The organism is Hymenobacter setariae (genome assembly GCF_007713685.1).
GTDB classification, from domain to species: domain Bacteria; phylum Bacteroidota; class Bacteroidia; order Cytophagales; family Hymenobacteraceae; genus Hymenobacter; species Hymenobacter setariae.
Genome location: NZ_VMRJ01000001.1, coordinates 358,190 through 372,165 on the forward strand (window position 1 = coordinate 358,190; position 13,976 = coordinate 372,165).

A 13,976-nucleotide genomic window follows, 5' to 3' on the forward strand; every position below is an offset into this window, starting at 1 on the left:
TAACCTAGCGGACACAAAAAAGCCTTGCTGCTAGTATCGGCAACAAGGCTTTTAGAAACGTTTAGTTGGTAGGAATAACTCGCAGGCCCAGCAGCCGAAATGAGCGACTATCGCGAAACACGGGCATCACTAAGTAGCTACCTGCGCCAGCGCGCAAATGGGCTCGGCCCATGAGGCTGTCTTCGTGGTGGCCCAGCAGCAAGAAGTCCCGTACCCGGCGCGACTGTGTATTGTAGGTAGCCAGCATCAATAGCCCCCCGGTGCGAAAAGCCAGTAGCGAGTCGCGCCGGCCCCGCGAGGTGTAAAGCAGGGCGCTGGCTTGGCTAGTCGTAAACTGCCTAGGTAGTGGCTGCGGAGGACCTAGGCGCTGCCGCAGCGTATCAATGGATAGGCCAAGCAGGGCGGGCACATCGGTAGTGGGCGCCACCTGCACATGCCCCACCTGGGGGGGCATCCTAGGGGGCTCGTGCGAGCCCGAGCAGCTTAGCAAGCCTAGGCCGCTGCTCAGAACGGCCACCCACCGCACCGGCCCAGGCCACTTGCGGCGGGGTGAGTAGTGCATCCGTCTTACGTCGTTTTGGCTGGCTTGCCGGCCATCTCGCTCAGGTAGTGGCGCACCACGAGGGCGATGGACGCATACGACTCTTCGATGCGCGCCAGGGCATCCTGGGGCGACATCCAACGCACCTCCTCGATGTACTCCTCGGTTTGCGGGCGCATTACCGAGTCGTCGAGGCACTTCATGACGTACCAGCTGGTTTTTTTGAGCATTTTATTGCCCTTGTAAGCGTAGGAATGCCAAGTGCTGGGCAGCTTTTCGCCTAGCTCCACCTTGATGTTGCACTCCTCCTCTACCTCGCGCATAGCACCGACGGCCACGTCTTCGTCGCGGTTGAGCTTGCCTTTAGGCAGGTCCCACTTACCTAGGCGGTAAATCATGAGCACCTGGCCATCTTTTACCACCAAGCCGCCGGCGGCTTTAGCAATCTTAAACTGGTCTTTGAGGTGCAGAATAAGGTTTTTCTTCTTGCGCACTAGCAGCGTCAGCGAGTCAAGCTTTTTTAATTTTTTGACTTCCATCAGCCGCAGTAAGCGGTCGAGAAAGGCCGCCGTGGCATCGCGCACCAGCACATCGCCTACTAGGTCCTTGCTGGTAAACTCGTCAGTGGCCTCAAGCACCAGGTCATATTTGTGCTTGTACACCTTCTCGCTGAGCTTTTTAATAATCAGCGGTACATCGTTGATGAAAACGTTCATCGGAAGAAATTCGGGAATGGAAAGCCGAAGCCCGCTGCAGCGGGCTCCAGTGTGCCCCCATACGGTGAGGCGCGCTGCAAGATACACGCCGCCCGGTTTTCGCGCCAAGCAAGGCCGCTCGCTGCATCTTTGTGGCCTATGACGCGGATTGGCTTGCTTTCAGACACTCACGGTTACCTCGACGAACGAATTATTCACCACTTACAAGGCGCCGATGAAGTATGGCACGCGGGCGATTTTGGCTCGGCCGAAGTCCTCATGACCCTGGCCGGCCTGGCCCCCGTCTTCCGGGGCGTGTATGGCAATATTGATGGCCCCGAGATTCGTGGCACCGAGCCACTAGTGCAAGACTTCACAGTAGAAGGGCTACGGGTGCTTATGACGCACATTGGGGGCTACCCGGGGCGCTATGCGCCGCCGGCTCGCCAGCAGCTCGCCCAGGCCCGTCCAGGGCTATTTGTATCCGGCCACTCACATATCCTGCGCGTGATGCCCGATGCCCGCCTCAACCTACTGCACCTCAACCCTGGCGCGGCGGGCATGCATGGCTTTCACAAAGTGCGCACTCTCCTGCGCTTTGGCATTCACAGAGGCCACGTGGTAGATATGCAGGCAGTGGAGCTAGGGCCGCGGGCACTGCCGCCAGCAGCAAAGCGGTCGGCATAAGCGAGGGCTAGCGCCGCAAGCCTCAGGTCAATAAAAAAGCCACTCCCGGTAAGAAGTGGCTTTTTTATTGACTTAGAAACGGTTGCCTATCGAGGCTAAAACCTTAGCTTAAGCTTAGAGGTGAATTTCGGGCTTAGGGTGCTCGCCTTCCTGGCCGTCTTCGTTGACTGGCTTGGTTACAGCCTCGGCCTCGTCAAAACCCTCGGTGCCAGTTTGGTTAACTTTGGCTTCTTCGTTTTTGGCGGGCTCCGTAGGCTGGGCTTCGGGCTGCGGCTTTTCGTCGGTGTTCAGCACGTGCTTAGCACCTTCTACTAGGTTGTGAGCAGCTTCCTGCACGGCGGCGGTTGCTTTTTCAACTACACTGTTGTGCGATACGGCATCAGCTGCATCGCTGGCTACTTGCTTTACCTTGTCGGCGGCGGCCGAAGCGGCGTGAGCTACTTTGTCGAGCAGACCCTCAGCTTTTACGTCAGACTCAGGCTTTTTTTTTTCGCCGGCCTCCGCTGCGGGAGCCGACGTGGCAAAGCGTGATTTCAGCTCGTCCAGGTCCACGTTTTTCAGCACGGGCGTACGCAGCAAGTTTTTGATTTTGCGCGTTTCATTGTTGGCACGGGCAATGTTTTTGCGGTGCTTGCGCTTTAGACGGGTAACGGACATGATTTCCGGGAGATGAGAGTTCTGAGGGGTACTTCTGGCAAATGAGGTGCAAAAATAAGGCTTTACTTTTGAAATCCCAAACCCTGTGCTAATAAGCCGTTAGCTTTTAGTGATTAGCAGCCTGCTTTTTTTAGCAATTGCTGCCTCAATCTACTAGAAGCCAGCATCTATTAGCTAAACGCCAACAGCTCAAATGACTACTATTGACCTGCGCTCCGACACCGTGACGCGCCCCACCCCGGCCATGCTGGCCGCTATGCACGCTGCTGAAGTAGGCGACGATGTGTACGACGAAGACCCCACCGTGCGCCGCCTCGAAACCGAACTGGCCGCCCGCTTTGGCATGAAAGCCGGTTTGTTTTGCCCCTCGGGCACCATGACCAACCAGCTCGCCATCACAGCACACTGCGCGCCCGTATCAGAAGTTATTTGTGAGGCCACAGCCCATGTGTACCTCTGGGAAGTAGGCGGCATTATGCACCACGCCCGCGCCTCGGTGGCGCTGCTGCCCGGCGACCGAGGTCGCCTCACGGCCAGCCAAGTGGCGAGCGCCGTGCGGCCCGTAGGCAATGTGCACTATCCCACTACGCGGCTAGTGTGCCTCGAAAACACACACAATCGCGGCGGGGGCAGCTGCTACCAATGGACTGACCTAGAAGAAATTGCAGCCTTCACTAAAAAGCAGGGCCTGGCCCTGCACCTAGACGGCGCCCGCATCTTCAATGCCTTAGTGGCCACTGGGCAACGCAGTGAGGACTATGGCCAGCTATTTGATTCTATCTCGGTATGCTTGAGCAAGGGCCTAGGAGCTCCAGTAGGCTCGGTGCTACTGGGCTCGCAGGAGTTTATTACTGGCTGCAAGCGGCTGCGCAAGCTGTTTGGTGGCGGCTGGCGCCAGGCGGGCTACCTAGCTGCGGCGGGCCTTTATGCGCTAAATAATAATGTGGTGCGCTTGGCCGATGACCACCGCCGCGCTGCGCAGCTCGCCGAAGCCCTACGCCCTCTCCCCTACGTGGCCGAGATTTTAGAGCCCGAAACCAACCTGCTGATTTTCCGCCTCGATGAAAGCCGCCTGACGGTAGCCGATTTCCTAGGCCGACTGGAGGAGCAGGGCATTCGTGCTAGTGGCTTTGGCGGCAGCTGGGTGCGCTTCGTGACGCACCTCGATGTAGACGACGATATGATAGCACGCGTGGTAGCGGCTGTGGCCGCCTTAGCGGCCTAGGCGCTGCGGCCTGTTTTATTTTCATCAGTCATCAAAGCGACTGAGCTAACCTAGTATAGCCTCCTCCTTTTCCATGTTGCGCCTATTGCGTTATACTGCTCCGCAGCAATCTTAGGCTGTTGCGGAGCAGTGTAGTGCAATAGGCGCATCTTAGCTGCTGGTGCATATTTGGGAGCGCTGCGCGGAGGCTTTCGGTTGCTACAGAGTTAAGTTTACCTGTCATTCGGCAGGGGCTGACAATTGGGATACGCTTACGCTGGCATGAGGTAGCTGGCGAGCTTTAGGGAAAGTAGCGCTTGTAAATCACTGCTGCTCTGGCAGCTAATCAATTGGCTAGTAGCGCATGAATTTCTTTGTCATCGCCGACATCCACGGCTGCTTGCACACGTTTCAGGAATTGCTGACGCACTGGCGACCCGGCGAAATGCTGGTGCAGCTCGGCGACTTGGTAGACCGGGGCAACTACTCGCCCGAAACGGTAGCGCTGTGCCAGGAGCTCAGCCAGGATTTGCCAGATAAAACGGTGTTTCTGCAAGGCAACCACGACTGGGGCATGGCCGAGCACCTAGGGCCCAACGGCCCCTACCGGTCCTGGCTCAATTGGGGCGGGCGCGGCACGCTGCTTCAGTACCAGGCGCACCGCGACTGGCTGGCGCCGCATGCGGCCTGGCTGGCGGCGCGGCCTCTGTTTTGGGAAAATGAGCACGTGCTGTTTTCGCACGCGGGCGTGGCCGACGAAATCGACCCGTTCGACCCCAACAACTCCGACGGGGTGCTGTGGTGCCGCCGCCCGCTGTTCAATACCGGCCAGCGGCAGGTAGTGGGCCACACGCCCACCGGCACCGGGCTACCGCGCTTCGACCCCGCCGCCAATGCTTACTACCTCGACACGGGCGCGGTTTTCGGCAAAAACCTCACGGGCTTGCGCCTTAGCGAAACTGGCGAGCTGCTGGAAACAATTGCCATCCCGACGCATCCCAAAGACATTTATCCGTTCGAGGAATTACACTAGCTCGACGGCTGTTTACCGAGCCGCACTATTCAGATTTCCTTGGAAAACCTCCCTACCCCCGCGCCGCACTGGCACGCCGCCGGCCTCGCCCACCTCACCCAAGCCGACCCTATTCTGGCGCAGGCCATTGCCAAAGTCACTACCCCGGTGCGGCCCGCCGCCCACGAAGACTTATACCTAGCCCTGCTGCGCGCTATTGTTAGCCAACAAATTTCAACCAAGGCCGCGGCAGCCATCTGGCGGCGCTTCACGGCCCTCTTTCGGCCCGATGGCTACCCCGAGCCCCGCGAGGTGCTGCGCCTCGAAGAGGACGAGTTGCGCGAGGCCGGCCTTTCGCGCCAGAAAATCAGCTACCTCAAAGCCATTGCCGACTACCAGGAGCGCGGCCTGCTCGACTACGAGCACCTAAGCCAGCTCGATGAAGAGGCCTTTACCAAGCACCTCACCGCCATTAAGGGCGTGGGGCGCTGGACAGCCCAGATGCTCCAAATGTTTGCCCTCGACCAGCCCGATGTGTTTAGTGAGGGCGACCTAGGTATCCAGAACGCCATGCGCAAGCTCTATGGCCTAGAAGAAACCGGCCGCGCCCTGCACAAGAAAATGCTGGCCCTGGCCGAGCCCTGGCGGCCCTATCGCACACTGGCCTGCAAGTACTTGTGGCGCTCGCTCGACCCCACACCGCCCATCAATGCCGACCTAGGCTGGGACAGTTAGCGCTGGTTGCGCGGGCATTGTAGGCCGCGTTTATCCGGCGGCCCGTAGGCAAGCGCAGGTTACAAAGTCCGCGCAACATCCCGGCTACGCCAAACCCCCGGCCTATATTTGAGCTTTAACAAAACGTTATTCTTACCTCCCTGCCCTGCTCCAATGGCCGACTCCCACGCCGCCACGCCCACCCTGTCTAAACTTGACCAGCTAGCCGCCAAAAACCAAGAAGCCCTGCTCGGCGGCGGCCAGGCCCGCATCGACGCCCAGCACAAAAAAGGCAAGCTCACCGCTCGCGAACGCCTCGATTTGCTGCTTGATGAGGGTTCATTCGAGGAAATCGGCAAGTTTGTAATGCACCGCTCCAAAGACTTTGGCCTCGACAAAGAGTACTACCTAGGCGACGGTGTGGTAACAGGCTACGGCACAGTGCACGGCCGCTTGGTGTACGTATTCTCGCAAGATTTCACGGTATTTGGCGGCTCACTGAGCGAGACGCACGCCGAGAAAATTGTCAAAATCATGGACCTTGCCATGAAAAACGGCGCGCCCGTTATCGGCCTCAACGACTCGGGCGGCGCGCGCATTCAAGAAGGTGTAGTGAGCCTAGGTGGCTACGCCGACATCTTTTATAAGAATACCTTGGCCAGCGGCGTCGTGCCGCAGCTGTCGGCCATCATGGGGCCGTGCGCGGGCGGCGCGGTGTACTCGCCGGCTATTACGGACTTCATCTTGATGGTTGAAAACACGAGCTATATGTTCGTGACCGGCCCCAACGTGGTGAAGACCGTGACCCACGAGAATGTGACCAGCGAAGAGCTAGGTGGCGCCAGCACCCACTCAGCTAAGAGCGGCGTCACGCACTTCACGGCTGCCAACGAGGTGGTTTGCATTCAGCAGCTCAAGCAACTGCTAAGCTACATGCCCCAAAACTGTGAGGAAACCGCGCCCGCTGTACCCTACCAGCCGCAAGGCGATGAAAGCCGCTCGGTGCTCGATAGCATCGTGCCCAACAATGCCAACCAGCCCTATGACATTCGCGAGGTTATCGAAGGCATTATAGACGCCGGCTCCTTTATGGAGGTGCACCAGAATTTTGCTGAAAACATCGTGGTAGGTTTTGCGCGGCTCGCGGGCCGCAGCATCGGCATCGTGGGCAATCAGCCGGCCGTGCTGGCGGGTGTGCTCGACATCAATGCCAGCACCAAAGCCGCTCGTTTTGTGCGCTTCTGCGACTCGTTTAATATCCCGCTGCTCGTGCTCGAGGATGTGCCCGGCTTCCTGCCCGGCACCGACCAAGAATGGCGCGGCATCATCACCAACGGCGCCAAGCTGCTCTACGCCTTCTGCGAAGCCACGGTGCCGCGCATCACCGTCATCACTCGCAAGGCCTACGGCGGCGCGTATGATGTGATGAATAGCAAACATATCGGTGCCGACCTCAACTTTGCCTGGCCCACCGCCGAAATCGCGGTAATGGGCGCCAAGGGCGCCGCCGAAATCATTTTCAAGCGCGAAATTGCCCAGGCTGAAGACCCTGAGGCTAAGCTCCAGGAAAAGGTAGACGACTACCAGCAGAAGTTCGCCACACCCTACCGCGCCGCCCACCGTGGCTTTGTCGATGAAGTTATCCTGCCCTCGCAGACGCGCCAGAAATTGATTCGGGCCTTTAAAATGCTCGAAAATAAGGTGGACACCTTGCCGCGTAAAAAGCATGGTAATATCCCTTTGTAATTTATAAGCTGTCATGCTGACGAAGGAAGCATCTTGTCACGGCTGCCTTCGTCAGCATTTTACTTGTACCCGAGCGCTGCGAACGTGATAAGGTGCTTCGCAAGCTCAGCATGACAATCTCCCAAAAATGCGCCCTGAATCTTTCAAATTCCTTGAAAACTACTTGAATAATCCGTCTCCTACTGGCTTTGAGAAAGAAGGCCAGAAGCTGTGGTTGGAATACATCAAGCCCTACATCGACTCATACTTTGTTGATACCTACGGCACCGTGGTAGGCGTTATTAACCCCGACGCCAAATACAAAGTGGTGATTGAGGCGCACGCCGACGAGATTTCGTACTTTGTAAACTACATCACCAAGGAAGGCTACCTATACCTGCGCCGCAACGGCGGCTCCGACGCCCTAGTGGCACCCAGCAAGCGGGTTAACATCTTCGGGGAGAAGGGCATCGTGAAAGGCATCTTCGGCTGGCCCGCCATTCACGTGCGCAAAATCGAGCAAGACAAGGCGCCCACCATTGAAACCATCTTCCTTGACTGCGGCGCCTCGTCGGCCGACGAGGTAGCCGAACTAGGTATCCACGTGGGCTCTGTCGTGACGTTTGAGGACGAGTTTACGGTCTTGAACGATAAGTACTACGTGGGCCGCGCCCTCGACAACCGCGTGGGCGGCTTCATGGTAGCTGAGGTGGCTCGCATGCTGAAGGAGAACAAGAAGACGCTGCCCTTCGGCCTCTACATCGTGAACGCGGTGCAGGAGGAAATCGGCCTGCGCGGGGCCGAGATGATTGCCCATCGCATCAATCCCGACGTGGCCATCATCACCGACGTGACCCACGACAGCCAGTCGCCGATGTACGAGAAGAAAACCGCCGGCGACATCAGCTGCGGCAAAGGCCCGGTTATTACCTACGGCCCCGCCGTGCAAAACAACCTGCGCGACCTCATCATCAACACGGCCAAGGAAACGGATATTCCGTTTCAGCGCGCCGCCGCTACCCGCGCTACGGGCACCGACACCGACGCCTTTGCATACTCGGGTTCGGGCGTGGCGTCTGCACTCATCTCCTTGCCTCTCAAGTACATGCACACCACCGTGGAAACGGTGCACAAAGACGATGTGCAAAACGTCATCAACCTGATTTATGAGACGGTGCTGCGCATTGAGGACGGCCAGGATTTCCGGTATTTCTCGTAAGCATTAGCTTCACCCTAAAAAGCGGCTGCATACTCGATGCAGCCGCTTTTTTGATTAGTCGCCCTTGCTATGGCCTACAATTCGCATCAACGCTGGGTCACGACAGTGGACCAAATGGGCCGCGAAGTCCGCTTCGCCTATCCGCCGCTGCGCATTGTGTCGCTGGTGCCCTCCCAAACCGAGCTATTATTTGACCTAGGCCTGCAAAAACAGCTCGAAGGCATCACCAAGTTCTGCACCCACCCCCAAAACGCCCGCCATCAGGTGCGCGTCGTTGGGGGCACCAAGAATTTTGATTTTGCCAAAATCAAGGAAGCCCGCCCCGACTTGATTATTGGCAATAAAGAAGAGAATTACCAGGAAGGCATTGCGGAACTGGCGCAGCACTATCCGGTGTGGATGAGCAACGTAACCGACTTGCCGGAGGCGTTAGCTATGATACGCCGTATTGGCGCAATTACGGGTAAGCTCAGCTTGGCTGAGCCACTGGTGGCTACTATTCAAAACGAGTTCAATCGGCTGCTGACACCGGCCGCGTTACAACCAGTCGCCTACTTTATTTGGCGCAAGCCCTACATGGTGGCTGCCAGTGGCACGTTTATCGACGATATGCTGCAGCGGGCAGGCTTTTCGAATGTATTTGCCCACCTAGGGCGCTACCCTGAGGTCACGCCTGAGCAGCTGGCTAAGGCCGCCCCAGCGCGCATTTTTTTGTCATCAGAGCCCTACCCATTTAAGGAAAAGCATCTGACTGAATTCCGAGAGATTTGTCCGGCAGCAGTAATTCAGCTAGTCGATGGCGAGCTATTCAGCTGGTACGGCAGCCGACTGCGGCTGTCAGCAACTTATTTCCAAACCCTACGGGCTGCGCCAGCGGCGGAATAAGCAGGTGGGCAATACCTTGCGGCTGCAACTCAGCCCTACCCTTGCCTCATGGACCAGCGCATTATCAACCTCTTCGACGAGTATACCCACCGCCCGCTATCGCGCAAGGAATTTCTGGACCGGCTGCTGGTGCTAGCGGGCAATGCGGCGCTCGCCGCCACGGCCCTGAGCGTGCTGGAGCCTGGCTACGCCCAAGCTGCTACCGTGTCGCCCCTAGCCGACGACCTAGTAGAAGAAACCGTGACCTGGCCTGGCGACGGCTCCACCGTAAGCGGCTACTTGGTGCACGCCAAAGGCAAGAAAAAGCGCGGCGCGGTGGTCGTCATCCACGAAAACCGGGGCCTCACCCCACACATCAAGGATGTGACGCGGCGGGTAGCGCAGGCCGGCTACCTCGCCCTAGGGGTCGATGCGCTGAGCGTCGTGGGCGGCACGCCCACCGACGAAGACAAGGGCCGCGAGCTCATTGGGCAGCTCGACCCGGCCAAGAACCTCAACAACTACCTAGGGGCCCTCACCTACCTACGCGCCCGCCCCGACTGCAACGGCCACACTGGCTGTGTGGGCTTCTGCTGGGGCGGCGGCCTGGCCAACCAGCTGGCCGTGCACGACCCCAAGCTCAACGCCGCTGTGGCCTACTACGGCCAGCAGCCCAAGGCCGAAGACGTGCCCCAGATAAAAGCCAACGTGATGCTGCACTACGGTGGTCTCGACCAGCGTATCAACGCGGGCATCCCGGCCTACGAAGCGGCCCTGAAAGCCGCTCATACGCCCTATGAGCTATTCGTCTACGAAGGCGTCAACCACGCATTCAACAACGACACCTCGCCCGCCCGCTACAATGCAGAGGCCGCCAAGCTAGCCTGGGAGCGCACGCTAAAGATGTTTAAGGAGAAGCTAGGATAACTAAGTTGTGCCTTTGGCATGGAATCAAGTAAGCTATTCAAAACAAAGACAGGCTTTTGCCATGTGCTGCCTGATAAGCTTATGCTTACCCGAGAAGGTGCAGCAGGCGAAGCGGCAAAAAAACTTTTAGGCAATAGCATAGCCCGGCCACTTATTATGTATGGCTTAATAGTGGCTTTTCTTCTATATAATGCCTACATAAGCTTTGGCCAAAAGGAATATGGAGTCGCCATATTCTTTACCGGCATTAGTATTTGGCTGCTCTATGGAATAAGCCGCAGTGTAAATAATTCGGCAACTTCAGAAATTCCCAGAGCGGCGATTCAGAGAGTAGTTTTCAAACCTGCTAAGCCCGGCCTAACTCGTGCTTGTTTTGAAGTATTCTTTACTGAAAATGGCGTTGTTAAGAAACGCCTTATTTTTCTACCTGGCTCACTTAGTAATGGCCCAGCCGAAACTGCCAAAGCAGTTGAAGTAATGAGCAGCGAAGGCCTGCTACATTAAGTATTACAGCAGCTTATCTGGCGTAATAGGCAGCTCCCGCACGCGCTTACCGGTGGCGTGATAGACCGCATTGGCAATGGCTGCGCTGAAACCGACGATGCCAATTTCACCTAGGCCCTTGGCACCCATGGGGTCGAGGTAGGTATCGGGCTTGTCGATAAAAACCACGTCGATGCTCGGAGGAATATCGGCGTTGACGGGCACGTGGTAGTTGGCCAAGTCGTGGTTGGTGATGCGACCGAAGCGGTGGTCGAGCACGGCGTCTTCCATCAAAGCTAGCCCTAGGCCCCAGGTGATGGCCCCGTACACCTGGCTTTGAGCAGTCTTGTGGTTCATGATGCGGCCCGCATCGATGGCTGACACCACGCGGGTCACGCGCACCTCGCAGGTGTGGGCGTGCACGTGCACCTCCACAAAGCTGGCGCAGAATGACTTGCCCGATTTCTCGCCTTTTTCCGGCACTTCGGGCGACTCGTGCGTGACTTCGAGGGCGGGCTGGCCGGCCCGGCGCAGCACCTCACCGTAGCTCAGGCTAGTGGCAGGCTGGCCACCTAGGCGCACCGCGCCCGCCTCGGCCACCAGTTCGGTCAGCTTGGCCTTCGCAAACGGCGAGTTGGGCGCGCTGAAAGCCAAGTTAATGAGCTGCTGCTTGAGGGCCGCACAGACATCGTGCACGGCCGCACCCACCGAAGCCACCGTGTGCGAGCCAAACTGCCCTGGCGCGGGCGGAAAGGCAGCATCACCCAGCTCGAAGCGAATATTTTCGATGGGCACGCCGCTGGCATCAGCCGCAATCTGGGTCATGATGGTGGCCGTGCCGGGGCCTACGTCGGCGGTGGCACTTTGCACCAACAGCGTACCATCGGGCAGCAGGCGGGCGCGGGCGCTAGCCTTAGCCCGCGAGGCGTGGTAAATGCCCATGGCCATGCCCTGGCCCACCAGCCAGTCGCCCTGCCGGGTGGCGCCGGGCGCTGGGTTGCGCAGGCTCCACCCAAATTTTTCGGCACCTAGGGCGTAGCATTCGCGCAGGTAGTTGCTGCTCCAGGGCTTGTCGCCTTCGGGGTCTACATCAGCGAAATTCTTGAGGCGCAACGCCAGCGGGTCCATCTTGAGGGTGTAGGCCAGCTCGTCCATAGCCGACTCGATGGCAAACGAGCCCGTTGTTTCGCCGGGGCCGCGCGCCCAGCAGGGCGTACTCATATCGAGCGGCACCAGCTGATAGGTCAGCTCGGCGTTGGGGCAGCGGTAGCCCGACTTGGTGGGGTGCAGCGTGCGCTCGGTGAATTGCTCGTAGCGCGAGGTGGCCCCGAAGACCTGGTGCGACACGCCCACCAGCGTGCCATCAGCCTGGGCACCTAGGGCCACGCGCTGAACCGAGCGGGGCCGGTAGCCCACCATATTAAATTCTTTTTCGCGTTCATTCACCACCTTCACTGGCCGGCCCACCACTTTGGCACCTAGGATGGCCGCCATTTCGGGCGGCCAGATGCGCGAGGCGCCCCCAAAGGCGCCGCCCACAAAGGGCGAGTGCACCTGCACACTCTCCTTGGGCAAGTTCCAAAGCTTCATCAGGTCCTTCTGGGCCAAGGTAGGTGCCTGAGTTTTGTTCCACACCGTCAGTTGGTTGCCTTGCCAAGCCGCAATGGCGGCGTGCGTTTCCATAGGGTTGTGCACTTGCAACGGCGTTTGGTACTCGTGGGCTATTTGTATCGGAGCCGTTTTATAGGCCTGAGGCTGGCCACGAGTGTAGTTTTCGCTACGCTTGGGGGTGTAGCTGTGTCCTAGGTTCTTCGTAATATCCGTGTGGTGCGCGGCCTGCTCGTAGGCCACGCGCACCAGCGCTGCGGCGTACTGGGCCTGCTCGAGCGTGCTGGCAATGGCCAGGGCTACGGGCTGGTTACTATAATGAATTTCAGCGTCAAAAAACACGCGCAGTTGCTGGCCCTCCACGCGCTCATCGGGCTGGGGATTTTCGTAGCCCGGCACCCTAGGGGCATTGAGATGCGACACGATGGCTAGCACGCCGGGTACTTGGGCGGCGGCCTGCGTATCGAGCCGCGCGATGCGGCCCGCCGCGATAGTGCTGGTTACCAGCACCCCATGCACGCAGCCCGGCACAGCGTGCTCGGCGGTGTATCGAGCCTGGCCCGTTACCTTGAGGGGGCCGTCGACGCGGCGGTGGGGCTGGCCAATGTGGGGGGCTTGCATAGCAGGGCAGAACAGAATTTGCGGGAATGTAGAGACGGATATTTGCGTTAAGACGTTACGGTGCAGTTTTGCGGTCGTGCTCATAGCCGGCCACCAGTTTGTGCCTCATCTGCTGTATGCCTTCTTTTTCTGCTGCCCAACTTGCACTTACTGAAGTACTGCGCCAGCGCCTAGCGGCGGCGGGCTGCCAGTACGGCCGCTTCGACGTGAGCGAGCCGGGCACTTACTTAAGCCTTTCGGGACAAAAGGCCGACGGAAAAACGCTTTATTTTTGGGAGTTTAGCCAAAAATTCCACGAGTTGGTAAACGCCTACTTGCAAGAGCAGTACGATGAGTACACTTCGCAGCTCACCATTCAGATTGATGTAGCCACGGCGCAGGCACAGTACGTGCGCACCCCCAAGCTCGTGCCCGAGCTGGCCACAGCCGCCACTACGGCTCCTACGCTGCTCCCTACCCACGACCCCACTCCTTATGGCCTTGCCTTGGCTGCACAGGTAGCGGCCCGCCTCGACCTAGGCACCGCGCTGGCTTATAGCTGCCGCGGCTATGGGGGCATGGGCTTGGCTCGCGGTGCGGGCGCTGAGTACCAGTACGGTGAGGTGTGGGATGGCACCCTCTCCCCTAGCAAGACCTTTCCTACATGGGCGGCTTTCGTGGCGTGGCTGGCCGCACAGTCCGATTTTTCGTTGGCCGGGCCCGACTACCAAAGCGCTAGCTACAGGTCTACCCACCGGCCCATTACCCGCCGGCGGCTCACCGAGCTAGTGCAGCTTGCCTAGGTAGGCCAGCGCGCACTGGGCACCGCGGCAAGCGTAGCGGGCGCCAACCACCTAGCAGCCAGCTTCTGGCTATGTATGTGAACAGTATTTTTCTTGTGCTATCTTGCACAAAATACTGCCTGCTCTATTATTTAATTATCCTAGGTCATTATTAGCTCTTTTTTGCATTTAAGTAACATTAGCAAACTTCCTTGTATAGGCATACTTGAATTTCCCATATCTTCATCCTGTTAATAG

14 protein-coding genes are annotated in these 13,976 nt (G+C 58.4%); 10 read left to right on the forward strand and 4 right to left on the reverse strand.

Annotated elements, in window-relative coordinates; all coding sequences use genetic code 11:
* Positions 1-61: 61 nt before the first annotated feature.
* Both FNT36_RS01495 and FNT36_RS01500 read right to left on the reverse strand, forming a co-directional pair.
* Positions 62-562 (reverse strand): hypothetical protein, encoded by a 501-nt coding sequence (locus tag FNT36_RS01495; protein WP_144843311.1) that lies wholly within the window; start codon positions 560-562, stop codon positions 62-64.
* A 5-nt stretch (positions 563-567) separates the two neighbouring features.
* Positions 568-1,257, reverse strand: coding sequence for an NUDIX hydrolase (locus FNT36_RS01500; protein WP_144843313.1), 690 nt, complete (start codon positions 1,255-1,257; stop codon positions 568-570).
* A gap of 153 nt (positions 1,258-1,410) precedes the next feature.
* Between FNT36_RS01500 and FNT36_RS01505 the strand changes: the two genes are divergently transcribed.
* Positions 1,411-1,923: a metallophosphoesterase family protein gene (locus tag FNT36_RS01505; protein WP_317129588.1), complete on the forward strand. Its 513-nt coding sequence runs from the start codon at positions 1,411-1,413 to the stop codon at positions 1,921-1,923.
* A gap of 114 nt (positions 1,924-2,037) precedes the next feature.
* Here FNT36_RS01505 and FNT36_RS01510 read toward each other — a convergent pair whose 3' ends face one another.
* The gene (locus FNT36_RS01510) at positions 2,038-2,580 is read right to left on the reverse strand and encodes a hypothetical protein (protein WP_144843317.1); all 543 of its coding nucleotides are present in this window, start codon (positions 2,578-2,580) and stop codon (positions 2,038-2,040) included.
* A 193-nt stretch (positions 2,581-2,773) separates the two neighbouring features.
* Here FNT36_RS01510 and FNT36_RS01515 point away from each other — a divergent pair, with 193 nt between their 5' ends.
* The 8 genes from FNT36_RS01515 (at position 2,774) to FNT36_RS01550 (ending at position 10,749) form a co-directional block, all read left to right on the forward strand.
* A complete protein-coding gene (locus FNT36_RS01515; RefSeq protein ID WP_144843319.1) occupies positions 2,774-3,805 on the forward strand; it encodes a threonine aldolase family protein in 1,032 nt (343 codons plus the stop codon).
* A 343-nt stretch (positions 3,806-4,148) separates the two neighbouring features.
* Positions 4,149-4,817: a metallophosphoesterase gene (locus tag FNT36_RS01520; RefSeq protein WP_144843321.1), complete on the forward strand. Its 669-nt coding sequence runs from the start codon at positions 4,149-4,151 to the stop codon at positions 4,815-4,817.
* Between the two features lie 39 nt (positions 4,818-4,856).
* Positions 4,857-5,531: a DNA-3-methyladenine glycosylase family protein gene (locus FNT36_RS01525; protein ID WP_144843323.1), complete on the forward strand. Its 675-nt coding sequence runs from the start codon at positions 4,857-4,859 to the stop codon at positions 5,529-5,531.
* A 153-nt stretch (positions 5,532-5,684) separates the two neighbouring features.
* Positions 5,685-7,256, forward strand: coding sequence for an acyl-CoA carboxylase subunit beta (locus FNT36_RS01530; protein WP_144843326.1), 1,572 nt, complete (start codon positions 5,685-5,687; stop codon positions 7,254-7,256).
* 127 nt (positions 7,257-7,383) lie between these two features.
* Positions 7,384-8,454 (forward strand): M42 family metallopeptidase, encoded by a 1,071-nt coding sequence (locus tag FNT36_RS01535; protein WP_144843329.1) that lies wholly within the window; start codon positions 7,384-7,386, stop codon positions 8,452-8,454.
* A 69-nt stretch (positions 8,455-8,523) separates the two neighbouring features.
* Complete coding sequence (locus tag FNT36_RS01540) at positions 8,524-9,339, forward strand: helical backbone metal receptor (RefSeq protein WP_233635594.1); 816 nt, start codon at positions 8,524-8,526, stop codon at positions 9,337-9,339.
* 48 nt (positions 9,340-9,387) lie between these two features.
* Positions 9,388-10,245 carry a dienelactone hydrolase family protein gene (locus FNT36_RS01545; protein WP_144843332.1) on the forward strand — a complete coding sequence of 286 codons (858 nt, stop codon included), beginning with the start codon at positions 9,388-9,390 and terminating at the stop codon, positions 10,243-10,245.
* Positions 10,246-10,263: 18 nt separating this feature from the next.
* A complete protein-coding gene (locus tag FNT36_RS01550; RefSeq protein ID WP_144843335.1) occupies positions 10,264-10,749 on the forward strand; it encodes a phosphoribosylaminoimidazolesuccinocarboxamide synthase in 486 nt (161 codons plus the stop codon).
* A 3-nt stretch (positions 10,750-10,752) separates the two neighbouring features.
* On the opposite strand, the gene FNT36_RS01555 is transcribed toward FNT36_RS01550, so the two are convergent.
* Entirely contained in the window at positions 10,753-12,957 is a 2,205-nt protein-coding gene (locus FNT36_RS01555) for a xanthine dehydrogenase family protein molybdopterin-binding subunit (protein ID WP_144843338.1), read from the reverse strand.
* Between the two features lie 116 nt (positions 12,958-13,073).
* On the opposite strand from FNT36_RS01555, the gene FNT36_RS01560 reads away from it, so the two are divergent.
* Complete coding sequence (locus FNT36_RS01560) at positions 13,074-13,739, forward strand: hypothetical protein (protein ID WP_144843341.1); 666 nt, start codon at positions 13,074-13,076, stop codon at positions 13,737-13,739.
* The last annotated feature ends 237 nt before the right edge of the window (positions 13,740-13,976 follow it).